Below are 17,372 nucleotides of genomic sequence, written 5' to 3'. Positions count from 1 at the left end.
CCCCGCTACAGAACCGGAAGCATCTTGCGGAGTTCGAACGCGGTCACTTCCGAACGGTACTCCTCCCACTCCTGCTTCTTGTTGCGCAGGAAGAAGTCGAAGACGTGCTCGCCGAGCGTCTCGGCGACCAGTTCGCTGCGCTCCATCAACTCGATGGCCTCGCCGAGGTTCTGCGGCAGCGGCTCGATGCCCATGGCCCGGCGCTCCGCGTCGGACAGCGCCCAGACGTCGTCGTCGGCGCCGGCGGGCAGTTCGTAGCCCTCCTCGATGCCCTTGAGCCCGGCGGCCAGCAGGACGGCGTAGGTGAGGTAGGGGTTGGCGCCGGAGTCGATGGAGCGGACCTCGACGCGGGTGGAGCCGGTCTTGCCGGGCTTGTACATCGGCACGCGGATGAGCGCGGAGCGGTTGTTGTGGCCCCAGCAGATGTACGAGGGGGCCTCGCCGCCCGCGCCCGCGGTGCGCTTGGAGCCGCCCCAGATCCGCTTGTAGGAGTTGACCCACTGGTTGGTGACGGCGGAGGTCTCGGCGGCGTGCCGGAGCAGTCCTGCGATGAAGGAGCGGCCGACCTTGGAGAGCTGGTATTCGGAGCCCGACTCGTAGAAGGCGTTGCGGTCGCCCTCGAAGAGGGAGAGGTGGGTGTGCATCCCGGAGCCGGGGTACTCCGAGAACGGCTTGGGCATGAAGGTGGCCTGCACGCCCTGCTCCAGCGCCACCTGCTTCATCACGAGCCGGAAGGTCATGACGTTGTCGGCGGTGGAGAGCGCGTCGGCGTAGCGCAGGTCGATCTCCTGCTGGCCGGGGGCGCCCTCGTGGTGGCTGAACTCGACCGAGATGCCCATGGATTCGAGCATGGTGATGGCCTGGCGGCGGAAGTCCATGCCCACGTTCTGCGGGGTGTGGTCGAAGTAGCCGGAGTTGTCGGCGGGCACCGGGCGGGAGCCGTCGACGGGCTTGTCCTTGAGCAGGAAGAACTCGATCTCGGGGTGGGTGTAGAAGGTGAAGCCGAGGTCGGAGGTCTTGGCGAGGATGCGCTTGAGGACGTAGCGCGGGTCGGCGTAGGACGGGGAGCCGTCGGGCATCAGGATGTCGCAGAACATCCGGGCCGTGCCGGGGGCCTCGGCGCGCCAGGGGAGGATCTGGAAGGTGCCGGGGTCGGGCTTGGCGATCATGTCCGACTCGTACACCCGGGCGAAACCTTCGATGGCCGAGCCGTCGAACCCGATGCCTTCGTCGAAGGCCTGCTCCAGCTCCGCCGGGGCGACGGCCACGGACTTCAGATAGCCCAGCACGTCGGTGAACCACAGCCGTACGAACCGGATGTCGCGCTCTTCGAGCGTACGGAGCACGAACTCCTGCTGCTTATCCATAGCTACCTATCCTTGCAGGCCAGACGGCTCGTTTCGCCGGGTGTGGGCACGGGCCGGATCTTGAGTATCACGCCCCCGGGTTACCTGTGGGTTTCCGGACGACGCCGCTTCCCCTCGGCTTCCTATGTGCATCGTACTTATGCCCGTATGAACAGCGCCGCCGCACGGCCGCCACGCGGGGTGGCGGCGGTGCTGCGGCGCACTGTCGGTCACTGTCCGTGACGCCCTCGGCTGGGTCTACGACCCGTGCCCGCTCGGCGACGCGGCCACGCAGGTGGCGGTGCCGAACTCACCCTTGGCGGTGGCGCGCTTGGCTTCCTTGCCGTTGACGGTGATCACGCACTGGGCCTCGCCGCCCTTCTCCCCCAGGATCAGGCTCAGGCTGGGCGCGGTGGCGACCCCCTTCATGGTGACCTTCTTCTTCCACGGCAGCCCGGGATCGTCGACCGTCCCGGTGGCCGCCTTGCCCTGTTCGTCGACGCCGTAGGTGACGTCCTTGACGTTGGTGCCGGCGACCTCGTAGACGACCTCGAACTCCTTGTTGTCGAGTTTTTCGAACTCGTCCTTGACGGCCTTCTCGGAGGCGCAGCCGACGAGGAGGGCGGCAGCGAGTACGCCACCCATGGCGGCGGGGAACTTCTTCGGCATTTTCTCCTTGGCCAGTTTCGTCCAGGGCCGCGCGTGGCGACCGGAGAATCCGGCCGCCACGCGCGGCATCACCATCGTCAGCCGGTCAGCTCGGCAAGACGCGCCCTGGAGTGCTCACGCGACCTTTTCCTGAGCATCCGCGCAAGCGCTTCGTCGGCCGCTCCGGCCACTGACACCAGATCTTCGATATCTGCCAGCTGCCGATCGCGCTCCAGCTTCTCCCGATCCACCCCGTCATCGATCTTGCCGGAAATGAACCCTGCGGAATTGAGCGCTTGACTACAGGCGGACATGACGTCCTCGGGATCCAGGCTTCCCTGAACTTCGCGCACGGCAACGCCTACGTGGGCTGCTCGGCCAAGGGTGTGGACTTCAACGTCACGTCGATGGCGAAGGAGGCCGCGGAGAAGAAGTGGGCCAACATGACCATCGGCCTGAAGGCCTCCAACGAGTCGAACGTCTACGACTGGAAGAAATTCAGCAGCGATCCCAAACTGATCGTCGAGTACAACCGCGCCCCTGACAACCCCAGCGGACTCGGCAGTAACCCCTCCGTCGTCTGCGACGCCAACCCGGTGCAGAAGGTCGGCAACACCGACCTCCAGCTCTACGCGAAGATCTCCGATCCCGACGGCGGAACCCTCAAGACCCGCTTCAACATGTGGGTCAAGGACGGCGACCCCGCGGTCTTCAACCAGACCGTCAACGTCACCAGTGGCAGCGTCGCCAAGGTGACCGTGCCCAAGGACACCTTCAAGGACGGCGTCACCTACCAGTGGCAGGTACGGGCGGACGACGGCCGCGCGACGTCCTCTTGGGCGCCCGGCACGCCCTGCCGGTTCACCGTCGACAAGTCCCGCCCCAGCGTCCCGCCTTCCGTCGTCTCCAAGGAGTACCCCGACGGCGACGACGGGACCCAGGGCGCTCCCGCCCGCACCAAGGGCACCTTCACCCTTTCCAACGGCGGGGTGAAAGACGTGGTGAAGTACGTCTACGACTTCGACCGGAAGAACCCCACCACCGTCGCCAGGCCCTCCTCCGCCGGAGGCAGCGTGAGCGCCACCTTCACCCCGCCCAACGCGGGCCCGCACATCCTCTACTCCTACAGCGAGGACGCCGCCGGCAACCGCTCCGACACCGGCACCTACCTCTTCTACGCCGCCAGCACCGGCGTCAAGGACAAGCCCGGTGACCTCAACGGCGACGGCCACCCCGACTTGTGGGCCATCGACGGCAACGACCGGCTGCGGATGTACTCCGGCACGGGTGACGGGTCGTTCGGCCCGATGATGGTGGCCGCCGACGGCGGCTTCAAGGACACTCTGATCACCCGTCGCGGCGACTACACCAACGACGGCTACGAGGACCTCTCGGCCCGCCACTCCGACGGCAGGATCTGGGTCTACCCCAACACCGGCTTCGGCATCGTCGACACCGAGAACCGGCAGGAGTTGATGCAGTTCACGCCCCAGCTCGACACGGCGCGGATCGGCCAGTTCGCCTCGCTCGGCGACGTGACCGGTGACGGCGCTCCCGACCTGCTCGCCCGCGTCGGTGATGCCCTGTGGTTCCTCGCCGGGCACCCGGCGGGCTTTATCGACGACGCCTACCCGATCGCCGACACCGGCTGGTCCCACCGTGACCTGGTCGCACCGGGCGGCCTCACAGGCGACGGCCACGCCGACCTGCTGGTCCGCGACAACGCCGCCGGCCAACTCCTCGTCCACCACGGCAAGCCCGACGCCGACACCGGCGGCATCGAACCCGCGAGCCTGGCGACCGGCACGACCTCCGTCTACGGCGCGCGCTCCTGGCACGGCGGCAACCGCCCCCTGCTCGCGATGCCGGGCGACGCCAACGGGGACGGCGTGCCCGACCTGTGGGCCACCACTGTGGAGGGCACCGGCACCCTCCTGTACTACCCCACCAGGAATCGCCAGGACGGCGACCCCGTGCTCGTGGGGACCGGCGGCTGGAAGGGCATCAAGGCCATCGCCTGAGCCGATGAACCGCAGCGGCCGATCCTGCGGGCCGGGACAGAGGACGCGTCGGACGACGTCCTCGGGCCCGGCCCGCGCCGCGCGCCGTCAGACAGCGGCCCGCAGCAGCTCCCACTCCTGCGCCGGCACACCGTTCTTCGGCAGCACCATCCTGATGCCGTACGCACCCTCGCCGGACTTCCGGCCCACGTACAGAAAAAGCCTCAGGCGCCCTCGGGCATCATCGGCATGGCCAGCACCGCCGCCGCGATCGCCTGCGGGCGGTCGTACATCAGCAGGTGGCCCGCCGGTGCCACCGCCTCGAAGCGGCCGTCGAGGCGGGTCGCGAGGGCGCGCTGGCGCTCCAGCCAGCGGCGTTCCACGGCGGATCCGGTGCCCGGTGAGGCCGCGAGTACGGTCACCGGCACGGGTGGCATCGGGTGGTGGTCCCGCAGTTCGTGGAGTTCGGCGGCGACGTCGCGGTAGCGGGTGTTCTCCATCAGCAGGGCGCGCAGCACCCGGCCGGTCCCGTAGGTGCGGCGCACCAGCTCGGCGGGGGCCGGGTCCTGGCGGGTGACGGAGGCCGCCCGGACGGTGAGCTTGCGCAGGGAGGGGCCGAGCGCGCGGGGCAGCCCCGCCGCGGCGAGGACCAGACCCCGGGCGTGCGCGGCGGTGGTGCGCAGCTCACGGGCGGGCGCGGCCCCGCGCTCCTCCTCGACGCTGCTGTCGACCAGCACGATCCCGGCCGTGCGGCGCGGGTGCAGCCGGGCGAACGCCTCGGCGTGGAAGCCGGCGAGCGAGTGGCCCACGACCGTGGCCGGTCCGCCGAGCCCCAGGGCGTCGAGGACGCCCGCTATCCGCGCGGCCTCCCCGGCGGCGGTGGGCGGTTCGAGGGGCGGCGCGCTGAAGCCGAGCCCGGGGCGGTCGAAGCGGACGACGGTGCGGTGCTCGGTGAGCAGCGGTACGACGGGGTCCCAGTCGAACCAGCCCATGCCGAGCCCCGCGCTCAGCACGCACACGGGCCCGGAGCCCTCGCACACGACGTGCAGCGGCACCCCGCCGACCCTCAGCATGTGCCCTGGTGGCCGCTCCATACCGTCCACACTGTCCCCCTTGTGACCGTCCGTCCACACCGCGCGGAGCGCGACGAGGACGACCGTACCGGCGCGCGGCGGCCGCCCGCGCCACGGCCCCCTCGCCGGGGATTCCGTGGTAGCGGGGCGGCTACTCCGCGGCGGCCGGCGCGCGGTGTTCCGGCGCCACCCAGTGCGGCTTGCGGAACTTCAGCAGGGCGAGCGGCGCGAGGAAGCCGATGACCAGCAGGCCGCCGCCCACGGTGAGGACGTAGCGCCACAGCGGCCCGCCGCCGAACTGGTCCGGCGGGACGAAGCCGATGCACATGGCCGCGAGCGACGCCGCGAAACCGACGCCCGCGACGAGCCGCACGGCCGGGACGCGGAAGCCGCGCGGCCGGTCCGGCTGGGTGGTCCGCAGCCGGACGACCGCGGCGAACATCAGCAGATAGACGACCAGATAGATCTGGGTGGTGATCACCGAGAAGATCCAGTAGGCGCTGGAGACATCGGGGATGAAGGCGTAGAGCAGGGCGATGAGGGTGGTCAGCACGCCCTGCGCGACCATGATGTTCCGCTGCACGCCGTGCTTGTTGAGCTTCTGCAGCACCGGCGGCAGATAGCCCTCCTGCCGGGCGACCATCAGCAGGCCCTTGGAGGGGCCCGCCAGCCAGGCGAGCATGCCGCCGAGCGCGGCCACGACGAGCAGCACCCCGACGACCTTGGTCAGCCAGCCCACGTGGAAGTGGTCGAAGAAGCCCTGGAACGCCTGCATCACGCCCGCGGTCAGGCTGAGGTCCTCGCCCGGCATCACCCAGCTGATCGCGAGCGCCGGGAGGATGAAGATCAGCAGGACGAGTCCGGTGGCGGCGAAGACCGAGCGCGGGAACTGCTTGCCGGGCTCGCGCAGCGAGGCGACGTGCACGCCGTTCATCTCCATGCCCGCGTAGGACAGGAAGTTGTTGACGATCAGGACGAGGCTGGCGAGCCCGGTCCACGGCGGCAGGAAGTGGCCGCTGTCCATGGGGGCGGCGGAGGCGTTGCCCTGGCCGAGGAAGACCAGCCCGAGCACGACGAGGACCACGCCCGGGATCAGCGTCCCGATCACCAGGCCCGCCCCGGCCAGCCCTGCGACCGCCTTCGTGCCGCGCGAGGAGATCAGCACGCCCGACCAGTAGACGACGACGATGACCAGGGCGATGTAGAGCCCGTTGCCGGCGAGCCGGGGGTCGATGACGTACGCGAACGTGCTCGCCACATAGGCCAGCAGGCTCGGGTAGTAGGCGATGGTCATCGCGAACTGGCACCAGACGGCCAGGAAGCCGAGCGGCTTGGAGAGCCCCTCGCTCACCCAGCGGTGGACGCCGCCGGTCCAGCCGGAGGCGAGCTCGGCGGAGACCAGCGCGGTCGGCAGCAGGAAGACCACGGCGGGTACGACGTAGAGGAAGACGGCGGCGAGGCCGTAGATCGCCATGGACGGCGAGGGCCGCAGGTTGGCGACCGACGCCGTGGTCATCATCGCGAGGGTCACCCACGAGATGAACTGCGTCTGGGTGGCACCCGGGGTGGTGGCGCCCGTGGCGAGGGGACGGTCGTCCCTCACCTGGTCCGTGCTGGTCATGTGAGGTGGAGCGTCCTTCGGCGGGGCGTCGGTCGTGTGCGTCCCAATGATCCCATCCGCGACACCTGGAGCAGGCATACCCCGAGGGGGTAAGGTGCCACGGAATGCGTCAGGAGTTCGGGGGACGGGTGAGGGCAGGGCAGCGGAGGGCCACCGCCTGGTGCGGCCGGCTGCTGCTGTGCGCCGCGCTGCTCCTGGGCATCGTGACCATGCACACGCTGGGGCACCCGGCGGAGCACGGCGGGGGCGGGGGAACGGCCTCCCAAACGGCGACGGCCTCGCACACTTCGCACTCGATGACGGCGATGCCTGCGATGGCGCCGATGGCGGCGGAGGGCCACCACGCCGCTCCCCCGCGGACCGATGCCTCCGTCCACGGCGAGAGCCACGGCATGGACCCCATGTCCGTCTGCCTCGCCGTGCTCGGCTCCGCCCTCCTCGCGCTCGTCCTCCTCCTCGGGGCGGCCGCGCTGCGCCGGGCCGCCGCGGCCCTGCCCGCGGTCCGCGCGCGGCTGCTCCTCGCCCTCCGGCCCATCCCACCGCCACCACGGCACAAGGCCCTCGCCCGGCTGTCGGTCCTGCGCGTGTAGCAGCGGGTGCCGCCGCGCCCTCGTGCGCGGCGGCACGCGCCGCTGCCCCTTTCCCAGGACCTTCGCAGGACCCGACACCACGAGGTGCCTTTCCCCATGCCTTCCACCACCCGCCGCGCCGTGCTCGGCGCGGGACTCGCCGCCGCCGGAAGCGGACTGCTCGCCGCCTGTTCCGGGAGCCCGGACAGCCCGCCGGCCGCGGCCACGCCCTCCGCCGACTACCTCGCCCCGGACGGCAAGGAGGTCGCCGCCGCCGAGGCGAAGCGCGGCACCGGCCCCGTGCGCGAGGTGGAGCTGACGGCCACCCGCACCCGCCTCGACCTGGGCGGCCGCACGGTCGACTCCTGGGCGTACGGCGACCGGCTGCCCGGCCGGGAGATCCGGGTCACCGCGGGCGACACCCTCGCGCTGACCCTCGCCAACCACCTGCCCGAGGCCACCTCCCTCCACTGGCACGGGCTCGCGCTCCGCAACGACATGGACGGCGTCCCCGGCCTCACCCAGCGCGCGGTCCGCCCGGGGGCCTCGTACGACTACCGCTTCACCGTCACGCACCCCGGCACGTACTGGGTCCACCCGCACTCGGGCGTCCAGCAGGACCGGGGGCTCTACGCCCCGCTGATCGTGGAGGACCCCAAGGAGCCGCTCTCCTACGACAAGGAGTGGGTGGTCGTCCTGGACGACTGGGTCGACGGCGTGGACGGCAGCACGCCCGACGGGGTGCTGGCCGAACTGGGCCGGGGCATGGGCGACATGGGCGGCATGGACCACGGCGGGCACGGCATGGGGAAGATGCCCGGCATGGCGATGGGCGCCGGGCAGCCCTCCCCCGCCCCGGCCGGCCCGCCCCGGATGATGATGGGCGCGACCAGCCCGCTCCTCGGCGGGGACGCGGGCGACGTCGCGTACCCGCACTACCTCGTCAACGGACGGACGCCCGACGCCCCGGAGACCTTCACCGCGAAGCCCGGCGACCGCGTCCGCATCCGCTTCGTCAACGCGGGCGGCGACACCGCCTTCCGGGTCGCGCTCGGCGGCCACCGGATGACGGTGACGCACACGGACGGCTTCCCCGTCGAGCACGCGGAGACGGACGCGCTGCTGCTGGGCATGGGCGAGCGGTACGACGTGCTGGTCGAGGTGCGGGACGGGGTGTTCCCGCTGACGGCGCTGGCCGAGGGCAAGAAGGCCGCCGCGCTGGCGGTGCTGCGCACGGGAGGGGGCGCGGCACCCGACGCGTCCGCCCGGCCGCGGGAGCTGGACGGCACCCTGCTGACGGCCGGCCGGCTCAAGGCGGACCGCAGCGTACTGCTCCGCGACCGCCGGCCGGACCGCACGATCGGTCTCGCCCTCACCGGCTCGATGGCGAAGTACGACTGGGCGATCAACAACCGGAAGTACGCGCCCGATCAGCGCTGTCCGGTGGCGGCGGGCGAGCGGGTCCGGCTCGCCTTCGTGAACAGGACGACGATGTGGCACCCGATGCACCTGCACGGCCACACCTTCGCGCTGCCCGGCGGCGGGCCGCGCAAGGACACCGCGATCGTCCGGCCGGGACAGCGCCTGGAGGTCGACTTCGACGCCGACAACCCGGGCCTGTGGATGCTCCACTGCCACAACGTCTACCACGCGGAGTCCGGGATGATGACGGTCCTCGGCTACCGGCGCTGACGAACGCCCGCGGGGCCCACGCCGGTTCGGCGCGGGCCCCGCGGGCGTCGTACGGCGTGGCTCAGACGGCCAGCGGCACCTGGGTGCCGGGCTCGACCTGACCGTAGTGGTCGGCGACCTTGTTCAACTCGATCTGGTAGTAGAGCACGTGGAAGCCGAGGAACGCGAGCAGCAGGCCCAGGCCGCCGCTGCACGAGGGCGACAGGCCCGCGGCGCGCTGCGCCTCGGAGATGCGCCGGCCCGTGTTGAAGATCGAGACGTACGGCGGGAGGATCAGGAAGATGCCCAGCGTGATGGCGAGCACCGACATGGCGGGGTTGATGTGCCGCCGGCTGTCGAACTGTGCCATCTCCTTGTTGACCTTGTAGTGCCAGACGATGCCGTAGATGCCGAGGGTGATCAGCGGCAGTCCCAGCCAGGCACCCACGGGGTTGCGGAGCTTCATCGACAGGCCGTAGGCGGCGGGCCCCGGGGCCGGGTAGCCCATCGGCGCCTGCTGCGGGTAGCCCGCGCCGCCGTACGGGTTCTGCGGGGGCATGGCCGGAGGGTAGCCCTGCGTGCTCAACGCGGTCTCCTAGGAAGAACTTCGACAAGTCATGCCCATGGCATATGCCGATGGACATCGCGAAGCTTGTCACAAGATCACATGCCCTCGCCACGGCGATGACTCCGGAGATCGCGTCAGACAGACGATTAGACTGGGCGGCGTGCCTCAACTTCGTCTCGCTCTGAATCAGATCGATTCCTGCGTCGGTGATCTCGCCGGGAACGCCGAGTCGATCGTCCGCTGGGTCCGGCACTCCGCCGAGCAGGGCGCCCATCTGGCCGCCTTCCCCGAGATGGCGCTGACGGGCTATCCCGTGGAAGACCTCGCGCTGCGCTCCTCCTTCGTCGAGGCCGGCCGGGAGGCACTGCGCTCGCTCGCCGCCCGGCTCGCCGCCGAGGGCCTGGGCGAACTGCCGGTCGTCGTCGGCTACCTCGACCGCAGCACGCGGACGCAGCCCCGGCTGGGCCGCCCGGCGGGCGCGCCGCGCAACGCCGCGGCCGTGCTGCACCGGGGCGAGGTGGCACTGTCCTTCGCCAAGCACCACCTGCCCAACTACGGCGTCTTCGACGAGTTCCGCTACTTCGTGCCCGGCGACACCATGCCGGTGGTGCGGGTGCGCGGCGTCGACGTCGCGCTCGCCATCTGCGAGGACCTGTGGCAGGAGGGCGGCCGGGTGCCCGCCGCCCGCTCCGCGGGTGCCGGGCTGCTGCTGTCGATCAACGCCTCGCCGTACGAGCGGGAGAAGGACGACACACGGCTGGAGCTCGTCCGCAAGCGCGCCCAGGAGGCGGGCTGCACGACCGCGTACCTCGCGATGACCGGCGGCCAGGACGAGCTGGTCTTCGACGGGGACACCATCGTCGTCGACCGCGACGGCCAAGTCCTCGCGCGCGCCCCGCAGTTCGAGGAGCGCTGCGTGGTCATCGACCTCGACCTGCCGGCCGCGGCGCCGGAGACGCCGTCCGGGGTGGTGGACGACGGTCTGCGCATCGACCACGTCGTGCTGACCGCCGACCCGCTCCCGCCGTACCGGGCGGAGGCGGCCGGCACGGTCGCCGAGCGGCTCGGCGACGACCAGGAGGTGTACGAGGCGCTGGTCGCCGGCCTGCGCGCGTACGTCACCAAGAACGGCTTCCGCAGCGTCGTGATCGGGCTCTCCGGCGGCATCGACTCGGCGCTGGTCGCCGCCCTCGCGTGCGACGCGCTCGGCGCGGAGAACGTGCACGGCGTGGCCATGCCGTCCCGCTACTCCTCCGAGCACTCCCTCGCCGACGCCGAGGAACTCGCCCGGCGCACCGGCCTGCACCTGCGGACCGTGCCGATCGCGCCGATGTTCGACGCGTACATGGGGGCACTGGGGCTCACCGGCCTCGCGGAGGAGAACCTCCAGTCGCGGCTGCGCGGCACGATGCTGATGGCGGTCTCCAACCAGGAGGGGCACATCGTGCTCGCGCCGGGCAACAAGTCGGAGCTGGCCTGCGGTTACTCCACGCTGTACGGCGACTCCGTCGGCGCGTACGGGCCGATCAAGGACGTCTACAAGACCGCGGTCTTCCGGCTCGCCACCTGGCGCAACCGGGCGGCCGGGGAGCGCGGCGAGACCCCGCCGATCCCGGAGAACTCCATCACCAAGCCGCCGAGCGCCGAGCTGCGGCCGGGCCAGGTGGACACGGACTCGCTGCCGGACTACGAGGTGCTGGACCGGATCCTGGAGCGGTACGTCGACCGGGACCAGGGCCGGGCGGAGATCGTGGCGGCGGGCTTCGACGCGGAGCTGGTCGCGCGGGTGCTGCGGATGGTCGACACCGCGGAGTACAAGCGTCGGCAGTACCCGCCGGGCACGAAGATCTCCGCGAAGGGCTTCGGCAAGGACCGCCGCCTGCCGATCACGAACCGCTGGCGCGAGACGTCCTGACCGGGCCCCGGACACCGGACGGGCCCGAGGGCCCGCCCGGCCGCCGAGGAACGCCTCGCCGGTTCGGCCGGCTAGGGCCTGTCCGGCGGATCTTTGCCAGCCCGCAGCGGTGGTGCGGACGACGACCACCCGCAGCACCGACCACAAGATCCGCCGGACAGGCCCTAGCTAGCTAGTAGTGCCCCGGGCCGTTCGCCTCCGGACAGACCACGACCGAACCGTCCGGCTGGGCGATGAGCCCCTTGCCCTCACAGTGCTGACACGGCTGCTGTGGCTGCCGCTCGTCACCGCTCATGTCTGCTCCCCCCGTGGGATCTTGAAGACGTGCCCGCATCCTTCATAGGTGATCCGGCCGCCCGTGAGCGTGCCCGGCTCCAGCATCACGGACGACGGCAGCCGGCCGCACTCCGGACAGGTCGGGAATCCACTGCGCACCGGGATGACGACCGGCACCCCGGACGACACCTCCAGGTGGATTCCGCCCTGCACGCAGAACTGGCGGATCGCTGATACTTGGCCTTCGGTGAGCGTCGGCTGTGTCATGGCCTGCCGGGACCACTCCCCTTCCTTCTCTCGCCTCTTCCGATTCCGCTTACCGGTCGGGCCGGGGCCGCGCTCACCCCGCGAGGCGGCGTCCGGCGCCCGGGCCGCCCCGTATCTCCAGGCCGTCGAGCAGCGCCTTGGTGGCCAGCGCTACGGCCTCCACGGCGTGCTCGAAGACCGCCTGGTTGTGCGCGGCGGGTGCCCGGAAGCCGGACACCTTCCGTACGTACTGCAAGGCCGCCGCGTGGATGTCCTCGTCGCCCACCTCGGGCGTCACCGGCGGTCTGAGGGTCTTGATACTGCGGCACATGCCCCCAGTGTGCCGCGCGTCACCGGGGGCCCGCCGCCCATGGCCAAGGGCTGTCAGTGCGGGATGCCCGCGGACTCCGGGGCCCGGTCGCCCGGCCGCTCGCCGGAGGCGACGACCCGGGAACCGCCCGCCGCGCCGGCGCGGTCGCGGTCCAGCAGACCGGCGGTGACCGCGACGGCCAGGCCCACGACCGCGAGGACCGCGCCGACCAGGGTCGGGGAGCTCCAGCCCCAGCCGGCGGCGATGGCGACGCCGCCGAGCCAGGCGCCACCGGCGTTGGCCAGGTTGAACGCCGAGTGGTTGGAGGCGGAGGCCAGGGTGGGGGCCTGCCGCGCCTTGTTCATGACGAGCATCTGGAGCGGCGTGGTGGTCATGAAGCCGACCGCGCCGAGGATCACGACGGTGACGAGGGCGGCCCACTTCACATGGACGGTGAAGTCGAAGAGGACGAGGACGGCGGCCAGCGCGGCCAGCGATCCGTACAGCGTGGGGCGCAGCGCCCGGTCGGTCAGGGGCCCCGCGGCGAGCGCGCCGAGGGTCATGCCGATGCCGAAGAGGGCGAGCACGACGGTCACGGAGGACTCGGCGAAGCCGGTGACCTCGGTCATCATCGAGGCGAGGTAGCTGTAGACGGCGAAGACCCCGGCGAAGCCGAAGACGGCGGTGAGCAGGCCGAGCAGCACTTGGCGGTCGCCGAGGGCGCGCAGCTCCTGGCCGAGGCCCTCGCCGCGCTCGCGCGGGAGGCGCGGGACGAGGGCGGCGAGCGCGGCCATGGCGACGATCCCGATGGCCGCGACGACGAGGAAGGTGGCGCGCCAGCCGAGGTGCTGGCCGAGCAGGGTGGCGGTGGGGACGCCGACGATGTTGGCGACCGTGAGGCCGAGGAACATCGTGGCGACCGCCCGCGCCTGCCGCCCCTCGCGCACCAGGCGGGCGGCGACGACCGCGCCGACGCCGAAGAAGGCGCCGTGCGGCAGCCCCGCGAGCACGCGTCCGGCGATGAGCAGCCCGAAGGACGGGGCGAGCGCGGAGGCGAGGTTCCCGATGGTGAAGAGCCCCATCAGCAGCACGAGCATGAGCTTGCGCGGGACGCGGGAGCCGAGGGCGGTGAGCAGCGGGGCGCCGATGACGACGCCGAGGGCGTAGGCGGAGACGAGGTAGCCGGCGGTGGGGACGGACGTGCCCAGGTCGTCGGCGACGTTGGGCAGCAGCCCCATCATCACGAATTCGGTCGTGCCGATACCGAAGGCGGAGACCGCGAGGGCGAGCAGCGCCAGGGGCATGAGGGGACAGCCTTTCGAGGGGGATGTGTTCCTGGGGGGACGTGGGCCTGCCGCCCACGGAAAGTTCCCCCGAAGAACAAAGCCTCCCCGGCGGATGTTCCCGCCGCCGTTCTCTTTTGCGAACGATCAGATCTCTTTTGCGAACGATCAGGTGAACGGCTCGGTCAGAGCTTCAGGTCAGAGCTTCATCCGCGCCGCCACCGGCAGGTGGTCGCTGCCCGTCTTGGGAAGGGTCCAGGCGGAGACGGGGTCCATGCCGCGCACCATGATCTGGTCGATCCGCGCCATCGGGAAGCTCGCCGGCCAGCTGAAGCCGAAGCCGTCGCCCGCGGCGCCCTGCGCGGAGCGCAGCTGCGAGGTGATGGGGGCGAGCGAGCGGTCGTTCATGGTGCCGTTGAGGTCGCCGAGGAGGAGGACCTTCTTCTCCGGCTCCTTGGCGATGGCCTCGCCGAGCGCCTCGGCACTGTTGTCGCGCTGCCCGGCGGTGAAGCCCGCGTTGAACTTCACGCGCACCGACGGCATGTGCGCGACGTAGACGGCGACGGGCCCCTGCGGCGTCTTGACCGTGGCGCGCAGGGCGCGGGTCCAGCCCATGCGGATGTCGACGGGCTGGACGAGCTGGAGCGGGTACTTGCTCCACAGGCCGACGGTGCCCTGCACGGAGTGGTACTTGTAGGTGCTCGCGAGGGCCTTCTCGTACGTCGGGACGGCCGACGCCTTGAGCTCCTCCAGCGCCACCACGTCCGCGCCGGAGGCGGCGACGTCCTTGGCGGTGCCGGTCGGGTCGGGGTTCTCGGCGTTGACGTTGTGGGTGGCGACGGTGAAGTTGCCGCCCTTGCCGGACTTGTCGCTGAGCAGCCCGCCGAAGAGGTTGACCCAGGCGACCGCCGGCAGCAGCAGGGCGATCAGCGCGGTCGCGGAGCGGCGCACCACGGCGAGGACGAGCAGCACCGGTATGCCGAGGCCGAGCCACGGCAGGAAGGTCTCGGTGAGGCTGCCGAGGTTGCCCACCCGGTTGGGGAGGTGGGTGTGCAGCAGCATCAGCAGCCCGAGGAGGGCCGCGAAGGCGGCGACGACCAGGCCGCGGCGCCAGACGCCGGGGCCGCGCCACTGGCCCATGAGGCGCCGGGCCCGGGCGCCGGCCCGCTCCGGACCGTTCCCGTCTCGACCCGTCTCCTGCATGTACGCCTGCGCCATCGACTGCCTCACTGATCATCCGCTGCGGCCCCCGCACGACGATAGGTGATCACCGGTGCCGGGACGGTCCCTCCACCCCGGGGTGGGGTGTCGGTCTCAAGGACGTGTCCGCGGCCCGGCCGGGTTCCGGTGGGCGGGCCGCGCGGGCGGGCTGTGACACAACGGGCATATTCGAGTACGGCCGCCGCCCCGCGGGTCCTCGCGGGGCGGCGGCCGGGTCCGGCGGGTCAGCGGGCGGGGCCCTCCGGCCGGGGGCGCGCGCCCTCCATGACGGCGTCGACGATCTGCTCGGCGAGCCCCTCCGGCAGCTCCTCCCACTCGTGGAGCATGGCCCGGGAGAGCATCGGGCTGACGAAGAGGTCCGAGAGCAGCTGGATGTCGAGGTCGTCGCGGAGCTCGCCGGTGGTCATGCCGCGGCGCAGCACGGCGTGGACCGTCGCGCGCCGGGCGAGGATGACGGTCTGGTGGTACTCCTTCCACAGCCTGGGGTGGGCCTGGACCTGGCTGATGACCGTGCGCAGGACGGCGGAGGAGCGCTTGGCGAGGCCGCGCCTGCGCAGCAGTTCCAGGAGGACGACGAGGTCGTCGCGGGCCGAGGTGCCGGGGAGCTCGGGGTCGGCGTCGTCCAGGGAGCGCAGGACGTCGAGCATCAGCTCCTCCTTGCCGGCCCAGCGGCGGTAGAGGGTGGCCTTGCCGACGCCCGCCTCGCGGGCGATCCGTTCCATGGACAGCTCGCCCATGGTGACGCCCTCCTCCAGGAGGCGCAGGACGGTCTCGACGACGGTGGTGTCGACGGCGGCGTTGCGCGGGCGGCCGCGCCGCTCGGTGGGCTCCGCCGCCGGGGCGGGGACCGCCCCGCCCGCCGCTGTCGTCGTCCCGCCCGGTGCCCGCTCGGTCATGCGCCCGCTCCCGCCTGTTCCTTCTCCGCGCCCGGCCGGGTGTCCGCCCCGCCCTCGGCGGTGGCCTCGCGGCCCGGCAGGAAGAGCGCGACGACGGCCGCGCCCAGCAGGGCGACGCCGGCGGAGCCGAGCACGGTGACGTGCATGGCGTGGATGAAGGCGTCGTTGGCCGGGCCGACGAGCGCCTTGCCCTGCGGGCCGAGCTTCTCGGCGACGCCCAGGGTGGCCTCGATGGACTCGCCCGCGGCGTGCCGCGCCGAGTCGGACAGGCCGGGGACGGCGTCGAGGTCGCCGGAGATGCCGTCGCGGTAGGTGGTGGAGAGCAGGGAGCCGAGCACCGCGACCCCGAGCGCGCCGCCGACCTGCCGGAAGGTGTTGTTCACGGCCGAGCCGGAGCCCGCCTTCTCGCGGGGCAGCGACTGCATGATCGAGACGGTGGCGGGCGGCATGATGTGCGCCATCGCCGTGCCCTGGAGGAAGAACAGCACCTCCAGGACCCAGATCGGGGTGTCGGTGCCGAGCAGCAGGAAGCCCGCCGTGGTGGCGGAGACCAGCAGCATGCCGGACGTGCACACGGCCTTGGCGCCGAACTTGTCGACGACGAGCCGGGCGCGCGGCGCGAAGAACATCTGGGCGGCGGCCAGCGGCAGCAGGAGCAGGCCGCTCTGGAGCGGGGTGTAGCCGCGCACGCTCTGGGTGTAGAAGACGATGAAGAAGGTCGTGCCCATCAGCGCGAAGAAGACCAGCGAGATGGAGGAGACCGCGGCGGAGAAGGCGGGGTTGCGGAAGTACCGCACGTCGATGGCCGGGTGGTCGCTGCGCCGCTCGTGCAGCACGAAGGCGATCAGGATCAGCAGGCCGCCGCCGACCGTGCCGTAGACCTCGGGCCGGGTGAAGTCGGCGAGCTGGCCGCCCTTGATGATCCCGTAGACGAGGAGGACGAGGCCGACGACGGACAGCAGCACGCCGACCGGGTCGAGGCGGCCGGGCTTCGGGTCCTTGGAGTCGGGGACGAGCAGCACCATCGCGATCAGGCCGACGATCACGATCGGGACGTTCACCAGGAAGACCGAGCCCCACCAGAAGTGGTCGAGCAGGATGCCGCCGGTGATCGGCCCTATGGCGATGGCGAGCCCGACGGCTCCGGCCCAGATGCCGATGGCCTTGGGCTGCTCCTCGCGCTCGAAGACGTTCATGATGATGGCCAGCGTCGCGGGCATCACGAAGGCACCGCCGAAGCCCATCACGGCACGGAAGGCGATCAGCTCGCCGGAGGAGCCGGCGAAGGCGGAGAGCACCGAGCCGGCGCCGAAGACGACCATGCCGAAGAGCAGGACCTTCTTGCGTCCGAGCCGGTCGCCGAGCAGCCCCGCGGTGAAGAGTATTCCGGCGAAGACCAGGGTGTAGGAGTTGATCGCCCACTCGAGCTGGCTCTGCGTCGCGCCCAGGCCGGTGGGGGCCGGGGAGGCGATGGTCTTCATCGCCACGTTGAGGATCGAGTTGTCCAGCACCACGATCAGGAGGCTGAACAGCAGCACGGTCAGGATCGCCCACCGTCTGCGGTGGACCGCCTCGGGAACCCGGCGGACCGGAGTATCAGTCGACATGCGGACCAGCCTACGTTCCTTTCGATACGCACCCGTCTCGTATTGGAAAGTCTTTGCGAAGGACGGCTCTGGTCTGCCCGGCCGGGGCGTGTCAGCATGGAGGTGATCCGGGGACGCCGTAA

Annotated in this window: 17 protein-coding genes; 4 read left to right on the top strand and 13 right to left on the bottom strand. The window is 71.5% G+C overall.

Translation table 11 applies throughout. The features are described 5' to 3' along the window. Positions 1–5 precede the first annotated feature (5 nt). The 3 genes from glnA to AB0435_RS09070 form a co-directional block, all read right to left on the bottom strand. Entirely contained in the window at positions 6–1,367 is a 1,362-nt protein-coding gene (glnA, locus tag AB0435_RS09080) for a type I glutamate--ammonia ligase (RefSeq protein WP_366006148.1), read from the bottom strand. A gap of 237 nt (positions 1,368–1,604) precedes the next feature. Further along, positions 1,605–2,015: a hypothetical protein gene (locus AB0435_RS09075; protein ID WP_366426542.1), complete on the bottom strand. Its 411-nt coding sequence runs from the start codon at positions 2,013–2,015 to the stop codon at positions 1,605–1,607. A gap of 77 nt (positions 2,016–2,092) precedes the next feature. Beyond that, complete coding sequence (locus AB0435_RS09070) at positions 2,093–2,308, bottom strand: hypothetical protein (RefSeq protein ID WP_366006150.1); 216 nt, start codon at positions 2,306–2,308, stop codon at positions 2,093–2,095. Here AB0435_RS09070 and AB0435_RS09065 point away from each other — a divergent pair. After that, a complete protein-coding gene (locus tag AB0435_RS09065; RefSeq protein ID WP_366426541.1) occupies positions 2,291–4,015 on the top strand; it encodes a VCBS repeat-containing protein in 1,725 nt (574 codons plus the stop codon). The two genes, AB0435_RS09070 and AB0435_RS09065, sit on opposite strands and share 18 nt — an antisense overlap. 203 nt (positions 4,016–4,218) lie before the next feature. Here the strand turns inward: AB0435_RS09065 and AB0435_RS09060 are convergent, their stop codons facing one another. Both AB0435_RS09060 and AB0435_RS09055 read right to left on the bottom strand, forming a co-directional pair. Next, positions 4,219–5,088 carry an alpha/beta hydrolase gene (locus tag AB0435_RS09060; protein ID WP_366006167.1) on the bottom strand — a complete coding sequence of 290 codons (870 nt, stop codon included), beginning with the start codon at positions 5,086–5,088 and terminating at the stop codon, positions 4,219–4,221. Positions 5,089–5,218: 130 nt separating this feature from the next. Then, positions 5,219–6,688: an APC family permease gene (locus tag AB0435_RS09055; RefSeq protein WP_366006152.1), complete on the bottom strand. Its 1,470-nt coding sequence runs from the start codon at positions 6,686–6,688 to the stop codon at positions 5,219–5,221. A 104-nt stretch (positions 6,689–6,792) separates the two neighbouring features. On the opposite strand from AB0435_RS09055, the gene AB0435_RS09050 reads away from it, so the two are divergent. Beyond that, positions 6,793–7,278, top strand: coding sequence for a DUF6153 family protein (locus AB0435_RS09050; protein WP_366006153.1), 486 nt, complete (start codon positions 6,793–6,795; stop codon positions 7,276–7,278). 96 nt (positions 7,279–7,374) lie between these two features. Further along, entirely contained in the window at positions 7,375–8,949 is a 1,575-nt protein-coding gene (locus tag AB0435_RS09045) for a multicopper oxidase family protein (RefSeq protein ID WP_366006154.1), read from the top strand. Between the two features lie 61 nt (positions 8,950–9,010). On the opposite strand, the gene AB0435_RS09040 is transcribed toward AB0435_RS09045, so the two are convergent. Further along, the gene (locus tag AB0435_RS09040; protein WP_366006155.1) at positions 9,011–9,487 is read right to left on the bottom strand and encodes a DUF4234 domain-containing protein; all 477 of its coding nucleotides are present in this window, start codon (positions 9,485–9,487) and stop codon (positions 9,011–9,013) included. Between the two features lie 169 nt (positions 9,488–9,656). Here AB0435_RS09040 and AB0435_RS09035 point away from each other — a divergent pair, with 169 nt between their 5' ends. After that, entirely contained in the window at positions 9,657–11,411 is a 1,755-nt protein-coding gene (locus AB0435_RS09035) for an NAD+ synthase (RefSeq protein ID WP_366426540.1), read from the top strand. Between the two features lie 172 nt (positions 11,412–11,583). On the opposite strand, the gene AB0435_RS09030 is transcribed toward AB0435_RS09035, so the two are convergent. From AB0435_RS09030 to AB0435_RS09000, 7 genes are all read right to left on the bottom strand, one after another. Then, positions 11,584–11,706: a hypothetical protein gene (locus AB0435_RS09030; RefSeq protein WP_361535242.1), complete on the bottom strand. Its 123-nt coding sequence runs from the start codon at positions 11,704–11,706 to the stop codon at positions 11,584–11,586. Beyond that, complete coding sequence (locus tag AB0435_RS09025; RefSeq protein WP_366426539.1) at positions 11,703–11,954, bottom strand: hypothetical protein; 252 nt, start codon at positions 11,952–11,954, stop codon at positions 11,703–11,705. The genes AB0435_RS09030 and AB0435_RS09025 overlap by 4 nt, the downstream gene beginning before the upstream one ends. Positions 11,955–12,027: 73 nt before the next feature. Next, positions 12,028–12,264, bottom strand: coding sequence for a DUF2277 domain-containing protein (locus AB0435_RS09020; RefSeq protein ID WP_366426538.1), 237 nt, complete (start codon positions 12,262–12,264; stop codon positions 12,028–12,030). A gap of 53 nt (positions 12,265–12,317) precedes the next feature. Continuing rightward, positions 12,318–13,547 (bottom strand): MFS transporter, encoded by a 1,230-nt coding sequence (locus AB0435_RS09015; protein WP_366426537.1) that lies wholly within the window; start codon positions 13,545–13,547, stop codon positions 12,318–12,320. Positions 13,548–13,724: 177 nt separating this feature from the next. Continuing rightward, on the bottom strand, positions 13,725–14,744 hold the full coding sequence (locus AB0435_RS09010; RefSeq protein WP_366006168.1) for an endonuclease/exonuclease/phosphatase family protein: 1,020 nt from the start codon (positions 14,742–14,744) through the stop codon (positions 13,725–13,727). A 227-nt stretch (positions 14,745–14,971) separates the two neighbouring features. After that, positions 14,972–15,643, bottom strand: a complete 672-nt coding sequence (locus AB0435_RS09005; RefSeq protein ID WP_366426536.1) for a TetR/AcrR family transcriptional regulator C-terminal ligand-binding domain-containing protein — start codon at positions 15,641–15,643, stop codon at positions 14,972–14,974. Then, the gene (locus AB0435_RS09000; RefSeq protein WP_366006160.1) at positions 15,640–17,250 is read right to left on the bottom strand and encodes an MFS transporter; all 1,611 of its coding nucleotides are present in this window, start codon (positions 17,248–17,250) and stop codon (positions 15,640–15,642) included. The genes AB0435_RS09005 and AB0435_RS09000 overlap by 4 nt, the downstream gene beginning before the upstream one ends. Positions 17,251–17,372 lie beyond the last annotated feature (122 nt).

Source organism: Streptomyces sp. NPDC051173 (genome assembly GCF_040689515.1).
In the GTDB taxonomy this organism is placed as follows: domain Bacteria; phylum Actinomycetota; class Actinomycetes; order Streptomycetales; family Streptomycetaceae; genus Streptomyces.
This window is presented reverse-complemented; position numbering and strand designations above follow the sequence as displayed.